At 70.6% G+C, this 22,899-nt stretch carries 19 protein-coding genes and 1 tRNA gene; 12 read left to right on the forward strand and 8 right to left on the reverse strand.

Features of this window, described 5'->3' with window-relative positions; translation table 11 throughout:
* Window positions 1-174: 174 nt before the first annotated feature.
* The 3 genes from ACO0E0_RS08655 to ACO0E0_RS08665 all read left to right on the forward strand — a co-directional run bounded on the left by ACO0E0_RS08655 (window position 175) and on the right by ACO0E0_RS08665 (window position 3,291).
* Window positions 175-720 carry a GtrA family protein gene (locus ACO0E0_RS08655; RefSeq protein ID WP_422871007.1) on the forward strand — a complete coding sequence of 182 codons (546 nt, stop codon included), beginning with the start codon at window positions 175-177 and terminating at the stop codon, window positions 718-720.
* Between the two features lie 77 nt (window positions 721-797).
* A complete protein-coding gene (locus tag ACO0E0_RS08660; protein ID WP_422871008.1) occupies window positions 798-1,853 on the forward strand; it encodes a cation diffusion facilitator family transporter in 1,056 nt (351 codons plus the stop codon).
* Between the two features lie 352 nt (window positions 1,854-2,205).
* Complete coding sequence (locus tag ACO0E0_RS08665) at window positions 2,206-3,291, forward strand: cell wall-binding repeat-containing protein (RefSeq protein ID WP_422871009.1); 1,086 nt, start codon at window positions 2,206-2,208, stop codon at window positions 3,289-3,291.
* A 57-nt stretch (window positions 3,292-3,348) separates the two neighbouring features.
* Here the strand turns inward: ACO0E0_RS08665 and ACO0E0_RS08670 are convergent, their stop codons facing one another.
* On the reverse strand, window positions 3,349-3,981 hold the full coding sequence (locus tag ACO0E0_RS08670) for a TetR/AcrR family transcriptional regulator (RefSeq protein ID WP_422871010.1): 633 nt from the start codon (window positions 3,979-3,981) through the stop codon (window positions 3,349-3,351).
* Between the two features lie 31 nt (window positions 3,982-4,012).
* On the opposite strand from ACO0E0_RS08670, the gene ACO0E0_RS08675 reads away from it, so the two are divergent.
* From ACO0E0_RS08675 to ACO0E0_RS08690, 4 genes are all read left to right on the forward strand, one after another.
* A complete protein-coding gene (locus ACO0E0_RS08675) occupies window positions 4,013-5,656 on the forward strand; it encodes an ABC transporter substrate-binding protein (protein ID WP_422871011.1) in 1,644 nt (547 codons plus the stop codon).
* A gap of 83 nt (window positions 5,657-5,739) precedes the next feature.
* A complete protein-coding gene (locus ACO0E0_RS08680; RefSeq protein ID WP_422871012.1) occupies window positions 5,740-6,684 on the forward strand; it encodes an ABC transporter permease in 945 nt (314 codons plus the stop codon).
* Window positions 6,681-7,526, forward strand: a complete 846-nt coding sequence (locus tag ACO0E0_RS08685; protein ID WP_422871013.1) for an ABC transporter permease — start codon at window positions 6,681-6,683, stop codon at window positions 7,524-7,526. Before ACO0E0_RS08680 ends, ACO0E0_RS08685 begins: the two co-directional genes overlap by 4 nt.
* Window positions 7,527-7,612: 86 nt before the next feature.
* Window positions 7,613-9,397, forward strand: a complete 1,785-nt coding sequence (locus tag ACO0E0_RS08690; protein ID WP_422871014.1) for an ATP-binding cassette domain-containing protein — start codon at window positions 7,613-7,615, stop codon at window positions 9,395-9,397.
* A gap of 72 nt (window positions 9,398-9,469) precedes the next feature.
* Here the strand turns inward: ACO0E0_RS08690 and proP are convergent, their stop codons facing one another.
* Window positions 9,470-11,062 carry a glycine betaine/L-proline transporter ProP gene (gene proP, locus ACO0E0_RS08695; RefSeq protein ID WP_422871015.1) on the reverse strand — a complete coding sequence of 531 codons (1,593 nt, stop codon included), beginning with the start codon at window positions 11,060-11,062 and terminating at the stop codon, window positions 9,470-9,472.
* A gap of 231 nt (window positions 11,063-11,293) precedes the next feature.
* Between proP and valS the strand changes: the two genes are divergently transcribed.
* The 3 genes from valS (at window position 11,294) to ACO0E0_RS08710 (ending at window position 16,286) form a co-directional block, all read left to right on the forward strand.
* Window positions 11,294-13,918, forward strand: a complete 2,625-nt coding sequence (valS, locus tag ACO0E0_RS08700; RefSeq protein ID WP_422871016.1) for a valine--tRNA ligase — start codon at window positions 11,294-11,296, stop codon at window positions 13,916-13,918.
* Window positions 13,919-13,982: 64 nt separating this feature from the next.
* Entirely contained in the window at window positions 13,983-14,234 is a 252-nt protein-coding gene (locus ACO0E0_RS08705) for a hypothetical protein (protein WP_422871017.1), read from the forward strand.
* A gap of 27 nt (window positions 14,235-14,261) precedes the next feature.
* Window positions 14,262-16,286, forward strand: coding sequence for a M3 family metallopeptidase (locus ACO0E0_RS08710; RefSeq protein ID WP_422871018.1), 2,025 nt, complete (start codon window positions 14,262-14,264; stop codon window positions 16,284-16,286).
* Between the two features lie 54 nt (window positions 16,287-16,340).
* Here the strand turns inward: ACO0E0_RS08710 and clpX are convergent, their stop codons facing one another.
* Window positions 16,341-17,621, reverse strand: a complete 1,281-nt coding sequence (gene clpX / locus ACO0E0_RS08715; protein ID WP_422871019.1) for an ATP-dependent Clp protease ATP-binding subunit ClpX — start codon at window positions 17,619-17,621, stop codon at window positions 16,341-16,343.
* Between the two features lie 154 nt (window positions 17,622-17,775).
* On the opposite strand from clpX, the gene ACO0E0_RS08720 reads away from it, so the two are divergent.
* Together ACO0E0_RS08720 and ACO0E0_RS08725 are read left to right on the forward strand one after the other, a co-directional pair.
* Window positions 17,776-18,510 (forward strand): YcnI family copper-binding membrane protein, encoded by a 735-nt coding sequence (locus tag ACO0E0_RS08720; protein WP_422871020.1) that lies wholly within the window; start codon window positions 17,776-17,778, stop codon window positions 18,508-18,510.
* Window positions 18,510-19,268, forward strand: a complete 759-nt coding sequence (locus ACO0E0_RS08725; RefSeq protein WP_422871021.1) for a copper resistance CopC family protein — start codon at window positions 18,510-18,512, stop codon at window positions 19,266-19,268. Before ACO0E0_RS08720 ends, ACO0E0_RS08725 begins: the two co-directional genes overlap by 1 nt.
* Before the next feature lie 167 nt (window positions 19,269-19,435).
* Here ACO0E0_RS08725 and ACO0E0_RS08730 read toward each other — a convergent pair whose 3' ends face one another.
* The 5 genes from ACO0E0_RS08730 to ACO0E0_RS08750 all read right to left on the reverse strand — a co-directional run bounded on the left by ACO0E0_RS08730 (window position 19,436) and on the right by ACO0E0_RS08750 (window position 22,837).
* On the reverse strand, window positions 19,436-20,095 hold the full coding sequence (locus ACO0E0_RS08730) for an ATP-dependent Clp protease proteolytic subunit (RefSeq protein WP_422871022.1): 660 nt from the start codon (window positions 20,093-20,095) through the stop codon (window positions 19,436-19,438).
* 27 nt (window positions 20,096-20,122) lie between these two features.
* Window positions 20,123-20,764, reverse strand: coding sequence for an ATP-dependent Clp protease proteolytic subunit (locus ACO0E0_RS08735; RefSeq protein ID WP_422871023.1), 642 nt, complete (start codon window positions 20,762-20,764; stop codon window positions 20,123-20,125).
* A gap of 184 nt (window positions 20,765-20,948) precedes the next feature.
* Window positions 20,949-22,289 carry a trigger factor gene (tig, locus tag ACO0E0_RS08740; protein ID WP_422871024.1) on the reverse strand — a complete coding sequence of 447 codons (1,341 nt, stop codon included), beginning with the start codon at window positions 22,287-22,289 and terminating at the stop codon, window positions 20,949-20,951.
* Between the two features lie 63 nt (window positions 22,290-22,352).
* A tRNA-Pro gene (locus ACO0E0_RS08745) sits at window positions 22,353-22,426 on the reverse strand.
* Between the two features lie 135 nt (window positions 22,427-22,561).
* On the reverse strand, window positions 22,562-22,837 hold the full coding sequence (locus tag ACO0E0_RS08750; RefSeq protein ID WP_422871025.1) for a hypothetical protein: 276 nt from the start codon (window positions 22,835-22,837) through the stop codon (window positions 22,562-22,564).
* Between the last annotated feature and the right edge of the window lie 62 nt (window positions 22,838-22,899).

Consider the following 22,899-nt stretch of genomic DNA (forward strand, 5'->3'; position numbering starts at 1 on the left):
CCGCCGCTCGTTCTCAGGTGGTGACGGACCCGACCCGTTCGGTTCTAGTTGCGCACCGCCGGCGCGGTGCACGTTCTTCCGAAGGCTCCCCGGTGATGGCCGGATCGACGCCGCTGAACGACATCGTACCCGCCGTCAGGCGACCTCTGGGAATCGACCAGGTATCGTGCACAGGTGATCGGATTCGTCAGCCGCCTCTGGAACTGGGGCATGTCCCTCCGCGACGGCTCCCTCGTCCGGTTCCTCGGCGTGGGGGGGCTGTGCTTCGTGCTGACGCTCCTCATCAACTACGTGCTGAAGTTCACCGTCCTCAGTCACAAGCCCGTCATCGCGTTCCTGATCGCCACGGTGGTCACCACGGTGATCTCCTACTTCCTCAACCGCAGGTGGACGTTCGGGCAGCAGGTCGAGGGCATCTGGAACTGGGACATGCTGCGGTTCGCGATCGTCAGCGGCATCGGCATCGTCCTGAACTCCGCGCCGTACTGGGTCTCCCGGTACGTGTTCCACCTCGGCGTCCCGGACGTCAGCCGCTCGACGCAGGAGATCGCGGACTTCGTCTCCGGCCCGATCATCGGGACGATCATCGCGATGGGCTTCCGGTACGTGGCGATGGAGTGGTGGGTCTTCGGCCGCGAAGGACGCAAGGGGTCGCCCGAGGCGGTCGCGCGCGCCGAGTACACCGGGACGGACTGCGTGCCGGTGCAGACCACGCGCTGACGGCGCAGACTGGGGCGGTGCCCCCCGACGCTGTACCCCCCGACGCTGTACCGGCCGATGCTGTGTCGGCCGATGCTGTGCCACCCGACTCGGCTGCTCCCGCGTCCGGTGCGACGTCGAAGGGCGGCAACGGCTCGCTCGTGACCGTCGTCATCGCGTTCGGGGCGAACCTGCTCGTGGCGCTCGCCAAGACGGTCGCGTCGCTCATGACCGGCTCGGCGTCGATGGTGGCCGAGGCCGCGCACTCCTGGGCCGACACGGGCAACGAGGTGTTCCTGCTCATCGCGGAGCGGCGCGGCGGCAAGCAACGCGACGCCGTCCACCCGCTCGGGTACGGCCGCGAGACCTACATCTGGTCGATGTTCGCGGCGTTCGGGCTCTTCACCGCGGGCGCGATCGTGTCGATCTACCACGGCATCACCGAACTCGGCTCGGACGAACCCCCGCGCGACCTGCTCGTCGGGTACATCGTACTCGGGGTGTCGGCGTTGCTCGAGGGGTCGAGCTTCCTGCAGGCCTACCGGCAGGCGCACGGGGCGGCGACCAAGCGTCGCGTCCCGGTGCTCCGACACGTGCTCCAGTCGTCGAACCCGACGCTCCGGGCGGTCTTCGCGGAGGACGCTGCCGCCCTGATCGGGCTCTTCCTCGCGTTCCTCGGGCTCTTCCTCCATCAGGTCACCGGCTCCGCGATCTGGGACGCCCTCGGTTCGATCGCCGTGGGCGTGCTCCTCGGTGTCGTCGCGATCATCCTCATCGATCGCAACCGCCGGTTCCTCCTCGGCGAGTCCACGTCGCCCGAGCTCGAGGACGCCGTGCTCGCGGAGATCCTCGGCAAGCCCGAGGTCTCCCGTGTGACCTACCTGCACCTCGAGTTCGTCGGACCTTCGCGGGTGTACCTCGTCGCCGCCATCGACATGCAGGGCAACGAGGCCGAGGACGCCGTCGCGGTCCGGCTCCGCGCCGTCGAGGACCAGCTCGAGGCGAGCGAGTACATCGAGGAGGCCGTCCTGACCCTGTCACAGCCGGGCGACGCGAGCCTCGTGCCGCGGGGCGACGGCGAGGTCCCGGAGGTCATCAAGGACGGCACGCTCGAGGACGTCTCCTCCGACGGTGCGGGTACGCTCCGCACGTAGTTGTGGCCCGTGGGAGCGCCATGTCACCCGCTCGGGGACTCAGGGTGTGCCTGAGCGTCCTCTAAGGTCAATTCGTGCGTTCGAAATCCCCCCGCCGAGTTCCGCTCTCAGCCATCACGGCGGCGTCGCTCCTCGCAGCGTTCCTCGTCGGTGTGTCCCTCACCGGGGTGGCCGCTGCTGCGCCCGTTGCCGGGCCAACGCCCACCGCCGCGTCGGCGGAGCTCATGGGCACCCTGCTGCGCGATGAGCCACAACACCATGTGGTTCCCAACGCCTCCGTCACCATCTACTCGGTCGACGATCGGGGAACGCGAACCTACTTCGCGAGCGCGACGCCCGACGGCCTGGGACGGTGGACTGCGGACGTCGAACCGGGGCGGTATGCACTCCAGATGGGCAGTGGGTTCGCTTCCACTTGGTTCTCTCGCACCGATTCAGCGAACGATCCCGATGGGCGAGTGCTCACCCTCGCCGCCGGCGATCAGTTCACAGCCGACGTGGCGCTGGGCTGGGGGCGGCCGCTTCGCCGCACGCGACGCGCCTGGATGGTGACGATCGGTACGGGACCGCTGTCGCGGTGTCGCGGTGGGCGTGGTCGACGACGGTCCCGACGGTGTACCTCGCGAGCGGAGAATCGTTCCCGGACGCGCTCAGCGCTGGCCCTGCTGCGGCGCATGCGGGCGGCCCGCTGCTTCTCACTCCGCGAAGTGGTCTCCCAGCCGTGGTCGCAGACGAGATCCGACGACTCGCGCCCCGAGCGGTCGTGGTGGTGGGTGGTCCGGCTGCGGTGAGCGATGACGTCCTCCGCCAGGTCCGCGCCATCGGGCCCGACGTCGTCCGGGTCTCCGGCTCAGATCGGTACGCGACCTCCCGCGAAGTATTCGCCCACGAATTCACGGGCTTCTGCGACCGGTTCTTCGTCGCCACCGGGCGCAACTGGCCCGACGCTCTCGCCCTCGGTCGTCTGTCCGCCGCCGGGAAGGATCCCCTGCTCCTCGTCGATGGTTCTGCTCCGGGCATCGATGCTGCTACGTCCCAGTTCCTGGACCGATCAGGGTGCGAGACATTCGAGATCGGCGGCGGCGTGAACGCGGTCTCCGCCGGCGTGGAGGCCGATCTCCAGCATCGGACGCCGTCAGTTCGAAGGATCGCCGGAGCCGACCGGTACGAGACCGCCGTCGCGACGAACAACCTGCTCACGGTGGGGAAACGGATCTTCGTCGTCTCGGCCGCGAACTTCCCCGATGCTCTCGCCGCCTCGGCGGAGGCCGGCTACATCGGATCCGGCCTGGTGTTGGTGACACCTCAGGACATCCCAACCGCGACACGCAACTTCTTGTCTGAACAAGACCCTGAGGAAGTCATGCTGGTCGGCGGACCTTCCGCGGTCGGATGGTCGATCGAGAATCAGCTGCGCTGCGGATCGTCGCTGTGCTGACGAAGCTGCAGAGGGCGGCTGGATGCTCATCGGTCGCCTGGCAGGCCTGCTGACCCGTCAGGCGGCGTCGAGGCCCGCCACGACCGGGGTCAGTGCGGCACCGACGTAGCCGACGAGCGGCCCCCGCCCGACGCCGTCCGCGACCCACACCCCGAACGCCGCCGCCGCCGCACCGAGCATCGCGCCGCTCACCGTCTGCGGCCAGAGCGAGTCCGGCCGCTCCCCCGTCCGACCGGCCACGAAGGCGGCGACCGCGGCGTGCTGCGCCATCAGCCGCGCCGCAGCACTCTCCACGAGCGCCGAGCCGATCTCCATCGTCGACGCCTGGGCGATCGACAGCGGCACGCGCTCCGGGTCGTGCGACCGGGCGGCCGCGAGCAAGGCCGACTCCACGGCACGGATCGGAGACGGTTCGGTCGAGGCGGCGAGGAGTCCGGGGATCGTCGCGAGCGCGGCGTCGAGGTCGAGCCACATCACGTCGGACTTCGCCGCGAAGTAGTTGAAGAACGTCGCTCGACTCACCCCCGCACGGTTCGCGATGTGGTCGACGGTCGTCCTGGCGTACCCCTGCTCGAGGAACAGCTCGGCGGCGGCATCGGCGAGCACGTCGGCCGACGAGCGGCGCGGGCGCCCGCCGCGGCGGGCCTGGACCTCGGGTCCGACGGTGGCGGGCGGCTCGGGCGGCGTCATGGCCCCATTCAACCGCTAGACTCGCTGAGCCATGTTCCTGGACTCCGTGCAGAAAACCCGAACCCGTGTCGCGCTCGCCGCAGCGGGTGCCGCCACGATCCTCCTCGCCGTCACCGCCTGCTCCGGCGGCACGCCGTCCACGAGCAGCGCCCCGGTCCGCGGCGGCACGCTCACCTACGCGTCCGGGGACGCCGAACCGACGTGCCTCGACCCGCACGTGGGCGGCAACTACCCGCAGGCACTCCTCGCGACGCAGTACATCGAGACCCTCGTCGGCATGGACAGCAAACGGGAGATCGTGCCCGCACTCGCGACGAAGTGGTCGACGTCGAGCGACGGCCGGACGTGGACCTTCACGCTGCACCGCGGTGTGACGTTCTCCGACGGCACGCCGTTCGACGCGGCCGCGGTCGTCCGGAACATCGAGCACGTGCAGGACCCGACGACCGCGTCGAGCACCGGCTACCTCGCGTTGCAGGCGATCGACAAGGCGGTCGCCACCGACGACCACACCGTGACGCTGTCGCTGAGCCGTCCCGACAGCGCGCTGCTCGAGTCGTTCTCGCAGCCGTGGGTCGGGATGGAGTCCCCGAAGGCGCTCGAGCGGTCCCAGGCGGTCAACTGCGAGTCCCCCGTCGGGACCGGCCCGTTCGCGGTCACCGACTGGAAGCACGGCGACCGCATCACGCTCGCCCGGAACAGCGACTACACGCCGCTCGACGGCTCCACGACGAAACCGCGACTCGCCGGCATCACGTGGCGGTTCCTCCCCGACTCGACGAGCCGGTACGCGGCCCTCAAGGCCGGTCAGGTCGACGTCATCGACAACGCCCAGCCCGACCAGGTCCGTGCAGCGTCGTCGAAGGGCGACATCCGCGACCTCGACGCACCCCGTCCCGGGGCGTCGAACCGTCTCGAGCTGAACTCCGGCCACGGGGTGTTCCGGGACGCGGCGGTCCGCAAGGCGTTCATCGCCGGTGCGGACATCGACCCCGGGCTCGAGTCGCTGTTCCTCGGCACCGCCACGCGCTCCTACTCCGTGTTGTCGAGCGTCGAGCCGCTCGGAGTGAGCGACAAGAGCCTGTTCCGCTACGCGCCGTCGACCGCGGACAAGCTCCTCGACGCCGCGGGCTGGAAGAAGAACGCCGACGGCATCCGCGAGAAGGACGGCTTGCCCCTCACCGTCGTCTTCCCGGTGTCGACGAACCAGTCGATCCCTGCCGAACGGAGTCTGTTCGAGCAGATCCAGGCATCGGAGAAGCGGGTCGGCTTCGACGTCCAGATCAAGCAGCTCGACCTGTCCAGCTGGTACGCGGCGCTCGCGGAGAACCAGTACGACGTCGTCAGCGCGCCGTACACGAAGGTCGGCCCGGACGTCCTCCGGATCCTCTACGACACCGCGAGCATCACCCCGGCACCGTCGGGGTACTTCGCGAACCTCGCCCAACTGTCCGACCCGCAGCTCGACGCCGACCTCGAGCAGGCCGCGAGCACCTCCGACGCGGCCCGCCGGAGGTCCCTGTACGCCGACGCGCAGAAGATCATCCTGGCGAGCGGGACCGTGCTCCCGCTCTACGACCAGCAGAACCACTTCCTGTACCGCTCGAGCGTGCACGGGATCCGGACGACCGCCGTGTCGACACCGTGGTTCGGTACGGCGTGGCTCGACCGCTGACCGCGGTCGCAGCGGAGCGATCGGCCGGGAGGCGCGGGGCACGGCCGCCGGGTGACCCCACCACACGGACGTGGCGGGGGCCGGTGTCCTGGCTGGCGCGCCGGGTCGCCGGTGCAGTCGGTGTCCTCTGGGCCGTCGCGACCACCGTGTTCGTCGCGATCCGAGCGATCCCCGGCGATCCGGCGCAGGCTATCCTCGGCGGACCGGGGTCGCAGGCGTCGGCGGCAGCACTGGCGCACGTCCGGGCGGAGTACGGCCTGGACCGCCCGGTGCTCGTGCAGTACCTCGTGTTCCTCGGCCGGCTCGCGACCGGTGACCTCGGCGACTCGTACGCGCTCCGCACCCCGGTGTCGACGTTGCTCGCGCAGGAGCTCCCGGTGACGCTGACCCTCGCCGTCGTGGGGCTCGTCCTGGCCTGGGCCCTCGCGATCGTGGCCGCGTGGTGGTCGACCCGTCGGGGCCGGATCGCGGCGGCACTGACCGACGGCATCGCGATCACCGCGAGCGTCACCCCGCACTTCTGGCTGGGGAGCGTGCTCATCGTGGCGTTCGCCACCGGCCTCGGCTGGGCTCCCGCGGTGAGCGACGGCACCGTCGGCGGGTGGGTGCTCCCGGCCGTCACGGTCGCCGTGCCGGTCGCCGGGTACCTCGCGCAGACCGTCCGGGACGGTGTGCTCGACGCCGACCGGTCCGCGTTCGCCCTGGCTGCCCGCGCCCGCGGTGAGACCTCCGTCGGGCTCTTCGGCCGGCACCTGCTCCGGCACGCCGCACTCCCGGGGATCGCCCTGAGCGCCTGGGCGTTCGGATCGCTCGTCTCCGGTGCGGTCGTCGTCGAGTCGGTGTTCGCCCTCCCCGGCATCGGGCGTTCGCTCGTCACCGCCGTGACCCAGCGCGACATGCCGCTCGTCACCGGGATCACGATCGTGTCGGCCCTGGCGTACGTCGTGGTGCTCGCGGTCGCGGACGTCGTGGAGCGGCTCGTCGATCCGCGCGCAGCGGGACGCGACCGATCGCGGGGCGCGCGGTGAGCGGCTTGCTCGCGCACCGCGGCCCCGCGGCCCGCGGCCCGGCGGCGCTCGGCCCCGCGGGTCTGGTCGCAGCGGCGATCGTGCTCGTCGCGGTGGTCGCCGCGATCGCACCGGGCCTGCTCGGCGGAGCGCACCCGCTCGTCGTCCACCCCTCCGAGGCACTCCTCGCCCCGTCGGCAACCCACCCGTTCGGCACCGACGAGTCCGGTCGCGACGTGCTCGCCCGGGTCGTCGCCGGGACGCGGGCGTCGCTCGTGGTCGGCGTGGTCGCGACGCTGGTCGGCGGGGTCCTCGGCATCGTGCTCGGCCTCGTCGCGGGACTCGGCGGTCGGCTCGCGGACGCGGTCGTCAGCCGCGTGATGGAGGTCGGCTTCGCGCTGCCGGTCCTGCTCGTCGCGCTCGTCGTGATCGCCGTCACCGGTCCCGGGCCCGTCCCGGCGACGATCGCCGTCGGGCTCGCCACCGCGCCCGGGTACGGTCGGATCGTCCGCGGCCTGGTCCGGACCGCGCGCGAGTCCGCCGTGGCCGAGACCGCGGTGCTCCTCGGTCGGCGCCCCGCGTGGATCGTCGTGCACCACGTGCTCCCGGCCGCGCTCTGGCCGATCGTCGCCGTCGGGACGCTCGGCGTCGGACAGGCGATCGTGTGGGCGTCCGCGCTGAGCTACCTCGGCGTCGGGACCCCGCCGCCGGCACCGGAATGGGGTGCGATGCTCGCCGACGGCCGCACCTACCTGCAGACCGCGTCGTGGATGAGCACGTTCCCGGGACTCGCGATCGTCGTGACGGCGACGGCGGTCACGGTCCTCGGTCGGGCTCTCCGAGCGGTCGGGGCGGTGCGGTGAGCGCGGGACAGCGTGGGGGTGCGTCGACCGGCACACCCGGACGCGACGGGCCCACGGGGACCGGCGCGGTCCCGGAGGGCACGCGCGTGCCCGTACTCGACGTCGCCGGGCTGTCCGTGCGGATCGGCGGGACGACGCTCGTGGCGGACGTCGCCCTCACCGTCGCACCCGGGGAGTGCGTGGCGCTCGTCGGGCCGTCCGGGTCCGGCAAGTCCGTCACCGCCCGTGCCGCGCTCGGCCTCTCCGCAGCGGGGGCCGTCGTCGCCGCGGACCGACTCGACGTCGCGGGACGGGACCTCCGCCGCGCGACCGACCGCGACTGGCGACGGGTCCGGGGCACCGCCGTCGGCTACGTCGGCCAGGAGGCCCTCGGCGCACTGGACCCCCTCCGTGCGGTCGGCCGCGAGGTCGAGGACGCCCTCCGGCTCCACACCGACCGCTCCGCACGGGAACGCCGTGAGCGTGTCGCCACGGTCCTGGACCAGGTGGGCCTCGATCCCGCGCTCGCCACCGACCGCCGACGCGCGGGCACCCTCTCCGGCGGGATGCGGCAGCGGGCGCTCATCGCCGCGGCACTCGTCGGCGACCCGGACCTCCTCGTGGCGGACGAGCCCACCACCGCGCTCGACGCCGGCGTCGCCGTCACGGTGATGCGACTCCTCCGATCGGCGCAGGAGCGCGGCGCCGGCGTGCTCCTGATCACGCACGACATGGGGCTCGTGGCCGGATGGGCGGACCGGGTCGCGGTGGTGTCGGACGGGAGGATCGTGGAGACCGGGCGCACCGGTGCGGTCCTCGAGTCCCCCGAGCACCCGGTCACGCAGGCACTCGTCGCGGCGGCGGCACGGGCCCGGACCGGTACGGCGGGCCCGACCCGAACGGCGGGCCCGACCCGAACGGCGGGCCCGACCCGAACGGCGGGCCCGACCCGAACGGCGGGCCGGGGTGACGGGACGGGCGCGGCCCCGGGCCTCCAGTCCGACGACGGACGTGCACTCGTCGGGGACGGCCTCGGCAAGGCGTTCGACGGGCGCGTCGTCGTCGACGACGTCGACCTCGTCGTCCGGCGGAGCGAGACCCTCGGGATCCTCGGCGCCTCCGGGTCCGGCAAGACCACGCTCGTCCGGATGCTGCTCGGACTGACGACACCGTCGGCCGGGTCGGCGACGCTCGACGGAGAGCCGTGGGTGCCGCTGCCCGAGGCTGCTCGCCGTCCCCGACGACACCGGATCGCGGCGGTGGTGCAGGACCCGGGCGCGACGTTCGACGAGCGGTGGAGCGTCGAACGGGTGCTCGCGGACGCGCTGAGCGGAGGACGGGCGCACCGCGGCACGGGGGCGGTGTCGTCCGCGATCGACGATGCCCTCGTGCGCGTCGAGCTGCCCCCGACGATCCGTCCCCGCTCCCCGCTGTCGCTCTCCGGTGGGCAGCGGCAACGCCTCGCGATCGCCAGGGCCCTCGCCACCCGTCCGGAGGTGCTGCTCCTCGACGAACCCGTCACGGCGCTCGACGCGGCCGTGCAGGACTCGGTGCTGCTGCTCCTCGAGCGGCTGCAGCGCGAGACCGGGACGGCGATGGTGTTCGTGTCGCATGACCTCGATGCCGTGCGACGGATGGCGGACCACGTGCTCGTCATGGCGGACGGTGTCGTGGTGGAGTCCGGTCGCGCCGGGACGGTGCTCGCCGAGCCGTCGCACCCTGTCACGGCGGCCCTGCTCGCCGCCGCGGAGGCTCTCCGCACGCCTCCCGCCGACGCCGGTCGTCCGGGTCCCGTCCCCGCGCCGCCCGGTCCGGGTCCCGTCCCCGCGCCGCCCGGTCCGGGTCCCGCCCCCGCGCCGCCCGGTCCGGGTCCCGCCCCCGTGAGTGAGTAGCAATCGTCGGGCGAGCCACCGGTTGCCGACGATTCCTGCTCACTCGCGAGCCCGGACGACCGTGCGGCCGGGCTACTTCGTGGTGGACGGCTCCGTGGACTGCGGCGGGATGACGTCCATCTGGCTCGTCGCGAAGTCCTTCGCCCAGTCAGACCGGGCGAACTCGCTCGACGGGTCCTCGTACTGCTCGATGAGGTCGCGGGCGTCCTCCTCCGACCCCACCGTCGGGCCGGACCCGAGCAGCGGCTCCTTGGCGGTCTCCTTCGTGAAGAACACCGCGACGAGGCCGATGAGTGCCGCAAGCATGAGGTAGAACGCGGGGATGTCCCGCGCCCAGGCGTACCCGGCGTCGTCCGCGGCCTTGACCAGTGCCTCGGTGAAGAGCGGGGTGGTCCCGCCGAACAGCGAGACGGACACGTTGAACGCCACGGCGAGCGCCCCGTACCGGATGATCGTCGGGAACAGTGCCGGGAGCGTCGAGGGCATCGTCGACGTGAACGTGACGAGCACGAGCCCGAGGACGAGGAGCCCCGCGAACACGCCGAGGTCGCTGCCGCTCTGGATGAGCTTGAGCGCCGGCCAGGACAACACGAAGAAGCCGATGCACCCCGCGAACAGGACCGGGCGGCGGCCGAACCTGTCCGAGATCTTGCCGCCGAATGTGATGACGAGCATCATCACGACCATCACGATGACGATGAGCAGGAGGCCGACCGTGGCGTCGCCGCCGAGGGTCTCGGACAGGTACGTCGGCATGTACGACAGGAGCATGTAGTCCGTCACGTTGAACACCAGCACGAGCCCGATGCAGACGAGCAGTGCGCGCCAGTGCTCGCCGAAGAGCCGGAGCACCGGGGTCTTCTGCTGCTCGCGCTCCGCGGCCTGCTCCTGCTGCTTCTGGAACGCCGGCGTCTCCTCGAGCTTCAGCCGGAGGTAGAGCCCGACGATGCCGAGCGGACCGGCGACGAGGAAGGGGATGCGCCAGCCCCATCCGAGCATGGCGTCCTCGGAGAGACCGAACTGCAGTGCCGTGACGAGCGACGCACCGAGGACGTACCCCGCCAGCGTGCCGAACTCGAGCCAGGAACCCATGAAGCCGCGGCGCTTGTCCGGGGAGTACTCGGCGATGAACGTCGCGGCGCCGCCGTACTCGCCACCGGTCGAGAAGCCCTGGAGCAGGCGCGCGAGGAGGAGGAGCACCGCTGCCCAGACCCCGACCTGCGTGTAGCCCGGCAGGAGCCCGATGGCGAACGTCCCCGCGGCCATCAGGATCATCGTCAGGGCGAGCACCTTCTGCCGCCCGATCCGGTCGCCGAGGGGGCCGAAGAACGCGCCGCCGATCGGTCGGACCACGAAGGCCGCGGTGAAGGTCGCGAGCGCGGACAGGGTCGACGCGGTCGGGTCGTCGGACGGGAAGAACACCCGCCCGAGCGTCGTGGCCAGGTAGGCGAACACACCGAAGTCGAACCACTCCATCGCGTTCCCGAGCGCGGCGGCGGCGACGGCGCGCTTGAGCAGCGACTCCTCGACCACCGTGACGTCGTCGGGGGTCAGCGTCCGGCGCGCACGCTTGGCGGCGCCCCGCGACCGGATCGGTCGGGCCGGCGCATCGCCGTCGGAGGACGGTCCGGTGCGGTGCTGGGTGTCGTTCGGTCGTTTCGGCATGATCCTCCGGGGTCGGCTGACGTGGTGGAGCCCGACGGGCGCGGCGGTGCGGAGTCTCGCGGGCCGGAACCCGCCGAACAAACCTGAGAAGCCTACCAGGGATCGTTCGGCGGTAGGAAATGCACTCGCACCGGAACGCGGCCGGTACCCTGGATCGACCGCGCAGCGCGCGTGACACTCAGGCACCTCACCACGGACTCGGTGCCGCACATACGAACGGAAGGCGTCCCCATGACCAAGCCCATGCCCGAGAAGCCCAGCGTCGACGGCCTCGAGCAGGTCTGGGGCCCGCAGTGGGAGCAGGACGGCACGTACCGGTTCGACCGCGACGGTGCCACCCGCGCGGACGTCTACTCGATCGACACCCCGCCGCCGACCGCCTCTGGCTCGCTCCACATCGGCCACGTGTTCTCGTACACGCACACGGACGTCAAGGCCCGGTTCGAGCGCATGCGGGGCAAGCGCGTGTTCTACCCGATGGGCTGGGACGACAACGGCCTGCCGACCGAGCGCCGCGTGCAGAACTACTACGGCGTCCGGTGCGACCCGTCCCTGCCCTACGACGCCGACTTCACCCCGCCGTTCGAGGGCGGGGACGGCAAGTCGTCCAAGGCCGCCGACCAGATCGCGATCTCCCGCCGCAACTTCATCGAGCTGTGCGAGCGCCTCACGGTGGAGGACGAGCAGCAGTTCGAGGAGGTCTGGCGCACGCTCGGACTCTCCGTCGACTGGACCCAGTCGTACCGGACGATCGCCGACGACTCGCAGGCCGTCGCCCAGAAGGCGTTCCTCCGGAACCTCGCTCGCGGCGAGGCGTACCAGGCCGACGCCCCGACCCTCTGGGACGTCACGTTCCGCACCGCGGTCGCGCAGGCGGAGCTCGAGGACAAGGACATGCCCGGGGCGTACCACGGCATCGCCTTCCACAAGTCGGACGGCACCGGCGACGTCGTCATCCAGACCACCCGCCCGGAGCTCCTCCCCGCGTGCGTCGCCCTCGTCGCGCACCCGGACGACGAGCGGTTCCAGGACCTCTTCGGCACGACGGTCCGCTCCCCCCTGTTCGACGTCGAGGTCCCAGTGCTCGCGCACCACCTCGCGCAGCAGGACAAGGGCGCCGGCATCGCGATGATCTGCACGTTCGGCGACACCACCGACGTCGTGTGGTGGCGCGAGCTGCAGCTGCCGAACCGCTCGGTGATCGGGTTCGACGGCCGCGTGCGGAGCGAGTCGCCCGAGTGGATCACGAGTGAGCAGGGCCAGCAGGTGTACGGCGAGATGACCGGCAAGACCGTGTTCTCCGCCAAGCAGGTCGTCGTGGACGCCCTCACCGCCTCGGGCGAGCTCATCGGCGAGATCACGAAGATCACCCACCCGGTCAAGTTCTTCGAGAAGGGCGACAAGCCGCTCGAGATCGTGTCGACCCGGCAGTGGTACATCGTCAACGGCTCGCGCGACGAGCAGCTCCGCGAGACCCTGCTGCAGCGCGGCGAGCAGATCGCGTTCCACCCGGACTTCATGCGCGTCCGCTACGAGAACTGGGTCAAGGGCCTCGCCGGCGACTGGCTCATCAGCCGCCAGCGGTTCTTCGGCGTGCCGATCCCGGTCTGGTACCCGCTCGACGCCGACGGCAACCCGGTGTTCGACGCACCGATCGTCCCGACCGAGGCGCAGCTCCCGGTCGACCCCGCCTCCGACGCAGCCCCCGGGTACGAGGAGTCCCAGCGCGGCGTCGCGGGTGGCTTCGTCGGGGAGCTCGACGTCATGGACACCTGGGCGACCTCGTCCCTCACGCCGCAGCTCGCTGGTGGGTGGGAGCGCGACCCGGAGCTCTTCGGCATGGTCTACCCGTACGACGTCCGCCCGCAGGCGCAGGACATCATCCGCACCTGGCTGTTCACGACGGCGCTCCGCGCGCAGCTCGAGGACGGCATGGCGCCGTGGGCGAACGCGTCGGTCTCCGGGTTCATCGTGGACCCCGACCGCAAGAAGATGTCGAAGTCCAAGGGCAACGTCGTGACTCCGCTCAGCATGCTCGAGCAGCACGGCGCCGACGCGGTCCGGTACTGGGCGGCGTCCTCCAGGCTCGGCGTCGACGCCGCGTTCGACCCGCAGAACCCGAAGCAGATCAAGGTCGGCCGGCGTCTGGCGATCAAGGTGCTCAACGCGGCGAAGTTCGTCTACTCGTTCGAGCTGCCGGTGGGCGCACACGCGGTCACGGAGGCGCTCGACGTCGACATGCTCGCGACCCTCGGCGCCGTGATCGACCAGGCGACGACGGCGTTCGAGGGCTACGACCACGCCCGCGCCCTCGAGCAGACCGAGCGCTTCTTCTGGACGTTCTGCGACGACTACCTCGAGCTCGTGAAGGAGCGCGCGTACGGCACGGCCCCGGACGCGACGCACGAGTCCCAGGCGAGTGCGGTCCTGGCGCTCCGCGCTGCGATCGATGCGCTGCTCCGGCTGCTCGCACCGTTCCTCCCGTTCGCGACGGAGGAAGTGTGGGCCTGGACGCACGACGGCAGCGTGCACCGCGCCTCCTGGCCGACGCGGGCATCGCTCGCCGATGCTGCGGGGTCGGCGTCCGCAGCTGCCGTCACCGACGGCACGACCGGGCTCCTGGACGTCGTCGGGCAGGCGTTGATCGGCATCCGCGGTGCGAAGACCGCCGCCAAGGCCTCGCAGAAGACACCCGTGACCCGTGCGGTGATCGCGGCGCCGGGTGGCGTGCGCGAGCTCCTCGAACAGGCCGCGGTCGACCTCGCTGCCGTCGGGCGGATCCAGAACCTGTCGTTCGTCGACGGGCCGGACCTGGCGGTCGTCGAGATCGAGCTCGAGGAGCCGGACGCCGCGTAGTCGCGCACCCGCCGGGCGCGGTCGTCGCGTCCGGCGGACCCACCGGATCGGACTGGAGGCACGGATGCAGCTGGGCACACGATGGAGCGTCGGGCAGGCGGTCCCGTCGGACCTGCCGGCGACGGTGGTCGACGCCGTGGGACAGGTGGAGGCGGAGCTCGCCCGGGACGGCGTCGACGCGTCGACGTGGCGCTGGACGCTGACGTACCTCGAGCGGAAACCGGTCGTCGAGCTCGACGACGGCACCGCGATCCGTCTCGACGCCCGCGGCGAAGCGACAATCACGAACCCGGACGACGCCCCAGAAGAGGACTGACCCCCCGCCGGTGCCTAGGCTGGGGTGATGGCCTCTCCATTCGACGTCCAGAGCACGCTCCCGTACGCGCTCCCACCGTTCCGCGACATCCGGCTCGAGGACTACCGGCCGGCGTTCGACCAGGGCATGCGTGAGCAGCGCGCGGAGGTCGAGGCAATCGCCACGAGCACCGACGCGCCGACGTTCGACAACACCCTCGTGGCACTCGAACGATCCGGGCAGCTGCTGTCCCGCGTGAGCATGGTGTTCTTCACGATCTCCGGCGCCGACGCCACGGATGCCGTGCACGACCTCGAAGCCGAGGTCTCCCCACTCCTGTCGGCCCACCGTGACGCGATCACACTCGACTCGCGCCTGTACGCCCGGGTCGCCGCGGTCCACGACCAGCGCGAGGCCATCGGGCTGCGCGGCGAGGACCTCCGACTCGTCGAGCGCACGCACACCGAGATGACGCTCGCCGGTGCCGGGCTCGACGACGCCGGCAAGGAACGGCTCACGGCACTGAACACCGAACTGTCGACGCTCACGACGAAGTTCGAGCGGAACCTGCTCGACGACACGAACGACCTCGCGGTCCTCATCACCGACGAGTCCGAGCTCGCCGGCCTCGACGACGGAGCACGTTCGGCGACCCGCGGGGCTGCGGAGTCCCGCGGACTCGACGGGTGGCTCGTCACCCTGCCGCTCTACACCGGCCACCCCTACCTGGCCACCCTCACGAACCGCGCCGTCCGGGAACGGATCATGCGCGCCTCGCTCGCCCGGGGGCGTCGCGGGAACCAGTGGGACAACCGCGAGCTGGTCCTCCGCATCGTCCGGCTCCGCGCCGAGCGCGCCGAGCTGCTCGGGTTCGCATCGCACGCCGCCGCCGTCACCGCGGACGAGACCGCGAAGACCCCGGAGGCAGTGGCCGGGCTGCTGCAGTCCCTCACCGCTCCGGCAGCGCGGAACGCGAACGCCGAGCGCGAAGCCCGGTCGCGCGTGCTCGGCACCGACGTCGAGTCGTGGGACTGGGCGTACGCGACGGAGATCCTCCGCGAGGAGCAGTTCGCCGCAGACTCGAACGCGATGCGGTCGTACTTCGAGGTCGAACGGGTCCTCCGCGACGGTGTGTTCTTCGCCGCCGGGGGGCTGTACGGCCTGCGGTTCGCCGAGCGTGACGACCTGCACGGGTACAACGACGAGGTCCGCGTCTTCGAGGTCACCGACGAGGACGACGCCCCCGTCGGGCTGTACCTGCTCGACCTGTACACCCGCGACGGCAAGCGGGGCGGCGCCTGGATGAACCCCATCGTCGAACAGTCCGCGCTCGCGGGGACACTGCCGGTGGTCATCAACAACCTCAACGTCCCGAAGCCCGCCGCGGGGTCGCCGACGCTCCTCACCCAGGACGAGCTCGAGACGTTGTTCCACGAGTTCGGCCACGCACTCCACGGGCTCATCGCGCGGACGACCTACCCGCGGTTCTCCGGCACGAACGTGGAGCGCGACTTCGTCGAGTTCCCGAGCCAGGTGAACGAGATGTGGACCGCGTGGCCCGAGGTCCTGGCGAACTACGCCAAGCACGTCGACACCGGTGCGCCCATGCCGGCGGAGCTCGTGCTCGGGCTCAGCGACACCGAGGGCTTCAACGAAGGCTTCTCGACGACGGAGTACCTCGCCGCGGCGATCCTCGACCAGGCGTGGCACTCGCTGTCCGCCGCCCAGGCCGCAGAGGTCGACGACGTCGAGGCGTTCGAGGCCGCTGCGCTCGCGGTGTCCGGGATCGCTGTCGAATCCGTGCCGACCCGGTACTCGTCGACGTACTTCGCGCACACCTTCGCCGGCGGGTACGACGCCGGGTACTACGGGTACATCTGGAGCGAGGTGCTGGACGCCGACGCGGTCGAGTGGTTCAAGGAGCACGGTGGTCTGGACCGGGCGGCCGGGCGGCGGTTCGCGACGATGGTGCTCGGCGTCGGCGGGGCGAAGGACCCGATCGAGGCGTACCGGGAGTTCCGCGGCCGCGATGCCGAGGTCGGTCCGCTGCTGCGTCGCCGCGGCCTCGAGTAGCGCAGCCGGCAGCGGGCGCCGCGCAGAGCGGCCCCCGCTGCTGTTGCGTCCGTTCTACGCGGACTTCTCGACGCGCTTCGGCTGCCGCGGCACGATGGTCGGCGCGGCGTTCCCGATGACCGTTTCCTTGGTCACGACGACCCCGGCGACGTCGGCTTCCGACGGGACGTCGAACATGATCGGCCCGAGCACTTCCTCGAGGATCGCGCGGAGTCCGCGGGCTCCCGTCTGCCGGAGCACGGCGAGGTCGGCGATCGCCTCGAGCGCGTCCTGCGTGAACTCGAGATCGACGCCGTCGATCTCGAACATCCGCTGGTACTGCTTGACCAGCGCGTTCCGGGGCTCGGTGAGGATCTGCATGAGCGCGGCCTGGTCGAGCGGCGACACGGTCGTGACGACGGGCAGACGGCCGATGAACTCCGGGATCAGCCCGAACTTGTGCAGGTCTTCCGGGAGGACCTCGGCGTAGAGGTCCTGGTGGTCGAGCGGGTTGTGCAGCGGAGCGCCGAACCCGATCCCGCGCTTGCCGACCCGCGAGGAGATGATCTCTTCGAGTCCCGCGAACGCACCGGCCACGATGAACAGCACGTTCGTCGTGTCGATCTGGATGAACTCCTGGTGCGGATGCTTGCGACCGCCCTGCGGCGGCACCGACGCGGTCGTGCCTTCGAGGATCTTGAGGAGCGCCTGCTGGACGCCCTCTCCCGAGACGTCGCGGGTGATCGAGGGGTTCTCGGCCTTCCGGGCGATCTTGTCGACCTCGTCGATGTAGATGATGCCGGTCTCGGCGCGCTTGACGTCGTAGTCAGCGGCCTGGATCAGCTTGAGGAGGATGTTCTCGACGTCTTCGCCGACGTACCCGGCCTCGGTCAGGGCGGTGGCGTCCGCGACTGCGAACGGCACGTTGAGGCGCTTGGCGAGCGTCTGTGCCAGGTAGGTCTTGCCACAGCCCGTCGGACCGATGAGCAGGATGTTCGACTTGGCGATCTCGATCTCGTCGCCACGGTTCTCGGCGGCGGTCAGCGCACCCTGCGCACGGATGCGCTTGTAGTGGTTGTAGACCGCGACGCTCAGGGCCTTCTTGGCGGGGTCCTGCCCGATGACGTACTGTTCCAGGAACTCGAAGACCTCGCGGGGCTTCGGCAACTCGAAGTCACCACCGGCGGACTCCTCGCCCGCTTCGGCCAGACGCTCCTCGATGATCTCGTTGCACAGCTCGACGCACTCGTCGCAGATGTAGACGCCCGGCCCGGCGATGAGCTGCTGGACCTGCTTCTGGCTCTTGCCGCAGAACGAGCACTTCAGGAGATCACCGCTCTCTCCGATGCGTGCCATGGCTCGCCCTCCCTGGTTGTCGTGCAGTCGAGCCTAATCGCAACCAGTGACACTGACGACGACCCGCTGCGGCGATCTCGAATTGTGTTCGTCACGGAGCCCGACTACGTTGGGGAGCACGCACTCTACAAGTTGTAGAAATCGGAAGGAACCCATGTACCAGCGTCGCCGCCTCGTCACCGCAGTCACCGCGACGGCCGGGATCGCCGCAGCGATCGTCCTCGGGACCGCAGCCGCGGCGAGCGCCCACATCGAGGCGACGGCGACCGACACCGCGGCCGACTCGTACACGACGCTCACCTTCTCGGTCCCGCACGGCTGCGATGGTTCCCCGACGACCGCGCTCACGTTCCACGTGCCGTCGTCCGTGATCGAGGTCACCCCGACGGTCAACCCGAACTGGACCATCAGCAAGGCCACCGAGCCCTACACGAGCGCGTCCTCCGCCGCGGACAGCGAGAACCCCGAGGACGCCGGCACCCGCGTCACGAGCGTCACCTACACCGCGACGACGCCGCTCCCCGCCGACGAGCGCGACACGTTCCAGCTGTCCCTGTCACTGCCGGACGGCAAGGCCGGGGACGTCGTCGCGTTCCCCGTCACCCAGACCTGCGAGCAGGGCTCCACCGCGTGGGACCAGGTCCAGGAAGCCGGCCAGGACGAGCCGGAGCACCCCGCGCCGAGCGTCACCCTGACGGCCGCGATCCCCGGGGCGGACGACGACGACGACCACGCCGCCGCGCACGCGACCGCTGCCGCCGCCGCCACGGACACCACCTCCACGGGAGCCCCGGACAACGTCGCCCGCGGACTCGGCATCGCGGGTCTCGTCGTCGGCGCGGTCGGCGTCGTCAGCGCGGTCGCCACGGCGCGGAAGCGCACCCGCTGATGCGGCTGCGCGACGCACGGGACGCGTCGGTCGGGAGCCGTGCCTCCAGTCCGTCCGGCCGGCTGCGGGACCGCTGCCGGCCCCTGGCCTGGAGGCGCGGTGCGGCTGCCGCCGTCGTCGCGGCGCTCGCAGGCGGTGCGGTCCTCGGGCTCGCGGCGCCGGCGTCCGCGCACAACTACATGATCGCCTCGACCCCCGCGGTCGACGGCACCCTGACCGCCCTGCCGAAGTCCTTCGAGATCACGACGAACGACCGGCTGCTCGACATCGACAGTGCGACGAACCCCGGCTTCGCGTTCCGCATCAAGGGGCCGGACGGCAAGTACTTCGAGAACGGCTGCGTGGCCGTGGACGGCCCGTCGATGACCACGACGGCCGCGCTCGGGGCATCGGGCAGGTACACCGCCGAGTGGCAGATCGTCTCGGCCGACGGGCACACCGTGTCCGACCAGTACGCGTTCACCTGGCAGGCCCCGGCATCGTTCGTCCCGTCGAAGGGTGCGACGACCCCGCCGACGTGCGCGACCGCCGACACCGACGGCGGAGCGGGCTCCGGTGCGGCGACGACCCCGGCCGAGTCCTCCGGCGCGAGTGCGTCGTCGACGACGAGCGGGTCGGACGGCGTGCTCGGCGATGCGCTCTGGATCGGTGGCGGCGGGATCGTCGTCATCGCCCTCGTCGTCGTCGTGCTGCTCCTGCTCCGACGCCCGGCTGGTGAGGCGCTCGACGACGACCCCGACGATGCGGACGGACGCTGACGCGTGCCCGTCCCGTCTCGTCCCCTCCGTCCCACCAGCGAGTGAGCAGCAATCGTCGGGACGGTGACACCGATCCGACGACGACTGCTCACTCATGAGCTCCGGTGGGCGTCCGAGCACGACGAAGGGCCCCTCTCCCGTGTGAGAGGGGCCCTTCGTCGTACGACCTACTTGACGAGCGCGGGCAGGTTCTTCCGGCTGGTCAGGACCTGGTCGATGAGCCCGTACTCCACGGCCTCCGCGGCGGACATGATCTTGTCGCGCTCGATGTCGTGGTTGATCTCCTCCGGCGTCTTGTTGGAGTGCTTCGAGAGCGTCTCCTCGAGCCAGGTGCGCATCCGGAGGATCTCCGCCGCCTGGATCTCGATGTCCGACGCCTGGCCGCCACCCTGCTGGGTCGCCGGCTGGTGGATGAGCACACGGGCGTTCGGCAGTGCGAGCCGCTTGCCGGGGGTGCCACCGGCGAGCAGGACCGACGCCGCGGACGCCGCCTGGCCGAGGCACACGGTCTGGATCTGCGGACGGATGTACTGCATCGTGTCGTAGATCGCCGTCATCGCGGTGAACGATCCACCGGGCGAGTTGATGTACATCACGATGTCGCGGTCGGGGTCCATCGACTCGAGGACCAGGAGCTGCGCCATGACGTCGTCGGCCGAGGCGTCGTCCACCTGCACGCCGAGGAACACGATGCGGTCCTCGAAGAGCTTGGCGTACGGGTCCTGCCGCTTGTAGCCGTAGGCGGTGCGCTCCTCGAAGCTGGGGAGGATGTACCGATCAGTGGGGGCCGGGACGTTCTGCGCGCCACCGAGCATGGGGAGATGCATTCTCGATTTCCTTTTCTTGGTGGTGGGCTAGGACTGGTCGGGGCCGGCGGCGTCGGGCTCGGCGGCCGGCGTCGGGGCATCGCCCGGGGCGACGGTTCCGCCGCCGCCGATGACCTCGGAGCTCATCGCACGGAGGTGGTCGACGAAGCCGTACTCGAGGGCCTCCTGCGCCGTGAACCAGTTGTCGCGGTCGTTGTCCTTGAGGATCTGCTCGATCGACTTGCCGGTCTGCTCGGCGGTCAGCTCGGCCATGCGCTTCTTCATGTCGAGGATGACCTTGGCCTGCGTCTGGATGTCGGCAGCCGTGCCACCGAACCCACCGGACGGCTGGTGCAGGAGCACGCGGGCGTTCGGGGTGATGTAGCGCTTGCCGGGTGTGCCCGACGAGAGCAGGAACTGCCCCATCGAGGCGGCGAGGCCGATCCCGACGGTGACGATGTCGTTCGGCACGAACTGCATCGTGTCGTAGATCGCCATGCCGGCGGTGATCGAGCCACCGGGCGAGTTGATGTAGAGGTAGATGTCCTTCTCGGGGTCCTCGGCAGCGAGGAGCAGCAGCTTGGCCGCGATCTCGTTGGAGTTGTCGTCACGGACCTCGGAGCCGAGCCAGACGATCCGGTCCCTCAGAAGGCGGTCAAAAACACTGGGGTTCAGTGTTGCTTCGGCCATGGAATAGCTCCCGTTCAGTTGTCGCTTGTTGTCGAACCTATCGGGTGCAACAGCGCGTTTCGCGCCAGTTCGCCAGGGGCATACAACGCCGCCGGAACGACGGACGGGAGGCACGGTGCCAGCTGGCACCGTGCCTCCCGTCCGGACGGTGGTCGCGCTCGCGACCCGCGTTCCTGGCGTCTGCCTACTTGGCGTCCGCGGTCTCGGCGTCGGTCGACTCGGCGTCGGTCGTGTCGTCCTCCTGCGCCACGCCCGCGGTGAACGCGGACAGGTCGACGGGCTTGCCGTCGGTGTCGACGACCTTCGCCTTGGCGAGGACCGTGGCGACGGCCTTGGACCGAGCGACCTCGCCGACCATGCCGGGGATCTGCCCGTTCTGGTCGATGACCTTGATGAACTCGCCCGGCTCCATGCCGTACTGCGCAGCGGCCTGGATGAGGTACTGCGTCAGTTCCTCCTGCGAGACCTGGACCTTCTCGGCCTCGGCGATCGCGTCGAGCAGCAGCTGCGACTTGAACGCCTTCTGGCTCGACTCAGCGACCTCGGCGCGGTGCTCGTCGTCCTCGAGGCGGTTCTCGTTCTCGAGGTGACGGTGGACCTCGTCCTCGATCAGCTGGTCGGAGATCGGGATCTCGACCGAGTCGAGGAGCTTCTCGACGAGCTGGTCGCGCGCGGCGGTGCCCTGACCGAACGACTTCGACTTCACGATCTGGTCCTTGAGGTCGACCTTGAGCTCGTCGAGCGTGTCGAACTGGCTCGCGATCTGGGCGAACTCGTCGTCGGCGTCGGGCAGCTCGCGCTCCTTGACGGCGGTGACGGTGACGGCGATCTGCGCGGTCTCGCCTTCGTGGTCGCCGCCCAGGAGCTTCGACTCGAAGGTGGTGGACTCGTCGGCGGTCAGGGACTCGAGCGCCTCGTCGATGCCGTCGATGAGGTCGCCCGACCCGAGCTCGTAGGAGACGCCGGACGCGTTGTCGACTTCTTCGTCGCCGATCTTGGCCGTGAGGTCGATCTGCACGAAGTCGCCCGTGGTGGCCGGACGGTCGACGGTGACGAGCGTGCCGAAGCGCGTGCGCAGGTTCTGGAGTTCTTCCTCGATCTCCTCGTCGCTGACCTCGACCGCGTCGACCGTGATCTCGAGGCCGTCGTACTCCGGGAGGTCGAACTCGGGGCGGACGTCCACCTCGAACGTCAGGACGAGGTCGCCGGTGAAGTCCTTGATGTTCGGCAGCTCGGCCACGTCGGCCTCGGCGCGCCCGAGGACGCGGAGCTCGTTCTCCTCGACCGCCTGGCGGTAGAACGTGTCGATCGCGTCGCCGACGGCGTGGTTCAGGACCTCGGGACGACCGACGCGCTGGTCGACGATCGCCGGCGGGACCTTGCCCTTGCGGAAGCCGGGGATGTTGATCTGCTCGGCGATGTGCTTGTACGCGTGGTCGAGGCTCGGCTTGAGCTCGTCCGGCGTCACGTTCACCGTGAGCTTGACCCGGGTGGGGCTGACCTTGTCGACGTTGCTGGTGACCAAGGGATGTTCTCCTGAGATTGTGACGTTCGTGGTGGTCGTGGTACGGGTGGAACCGTGTTCCGGTCGGGGCGACAGGATTTGAACCTGCGACCTCCCGCTCCCAAAGCGGGCGCTCTACCAAGCTGAGCTACGCCCCGCCCTGCGGATGTTCCGTCGGACGGCGGTTGTGCAGGACCGACTCCGGCCAGGTCGGCCGCGCGGGCAGGGCGAACCCGGCCCGATCGACCCAGACGAGTCTAGCGGTATGCGCTCGGGCCGTTCCTGGCGGTCGTTCAGTCTCGGTCGCGCTCGCGGACCAGGTTCTTCCGCCACCGGACACCCACCACCACCTGCACCGCGAACGCCGCGACGATGAGCACCGTGGCGACGACGGGGCGCACCACGTGGAGCAGCACCCGTGCGGTCTCGCCGGACGGGTCGCCGAGGACCGACGGCGCGAACGAGAGCGCCACGACGCCGAGCCCGGCGAGGACGTAGGACACGATGCGCGAGCGGCGGACGAGACGCTGGCTGCGCGGGTCGGGGTTGCTGACGATCCGGGACGGCACACCGCGAGTGTAGGAGCTCGGACGGCCGATGCACCACGACGGTGTGCAGGACGGCATCCGCG

Source organism: Curtobacterium phyllosphaerae, assembly GCF_049341865.1.
GTDB classification, from domain to species: Bacteria; Actinomycetota; Actinomycetes; order Actinomycetales; family Microbacteriaceae; genus Curtobacterium; species Curtobacterium phyllosphaerae.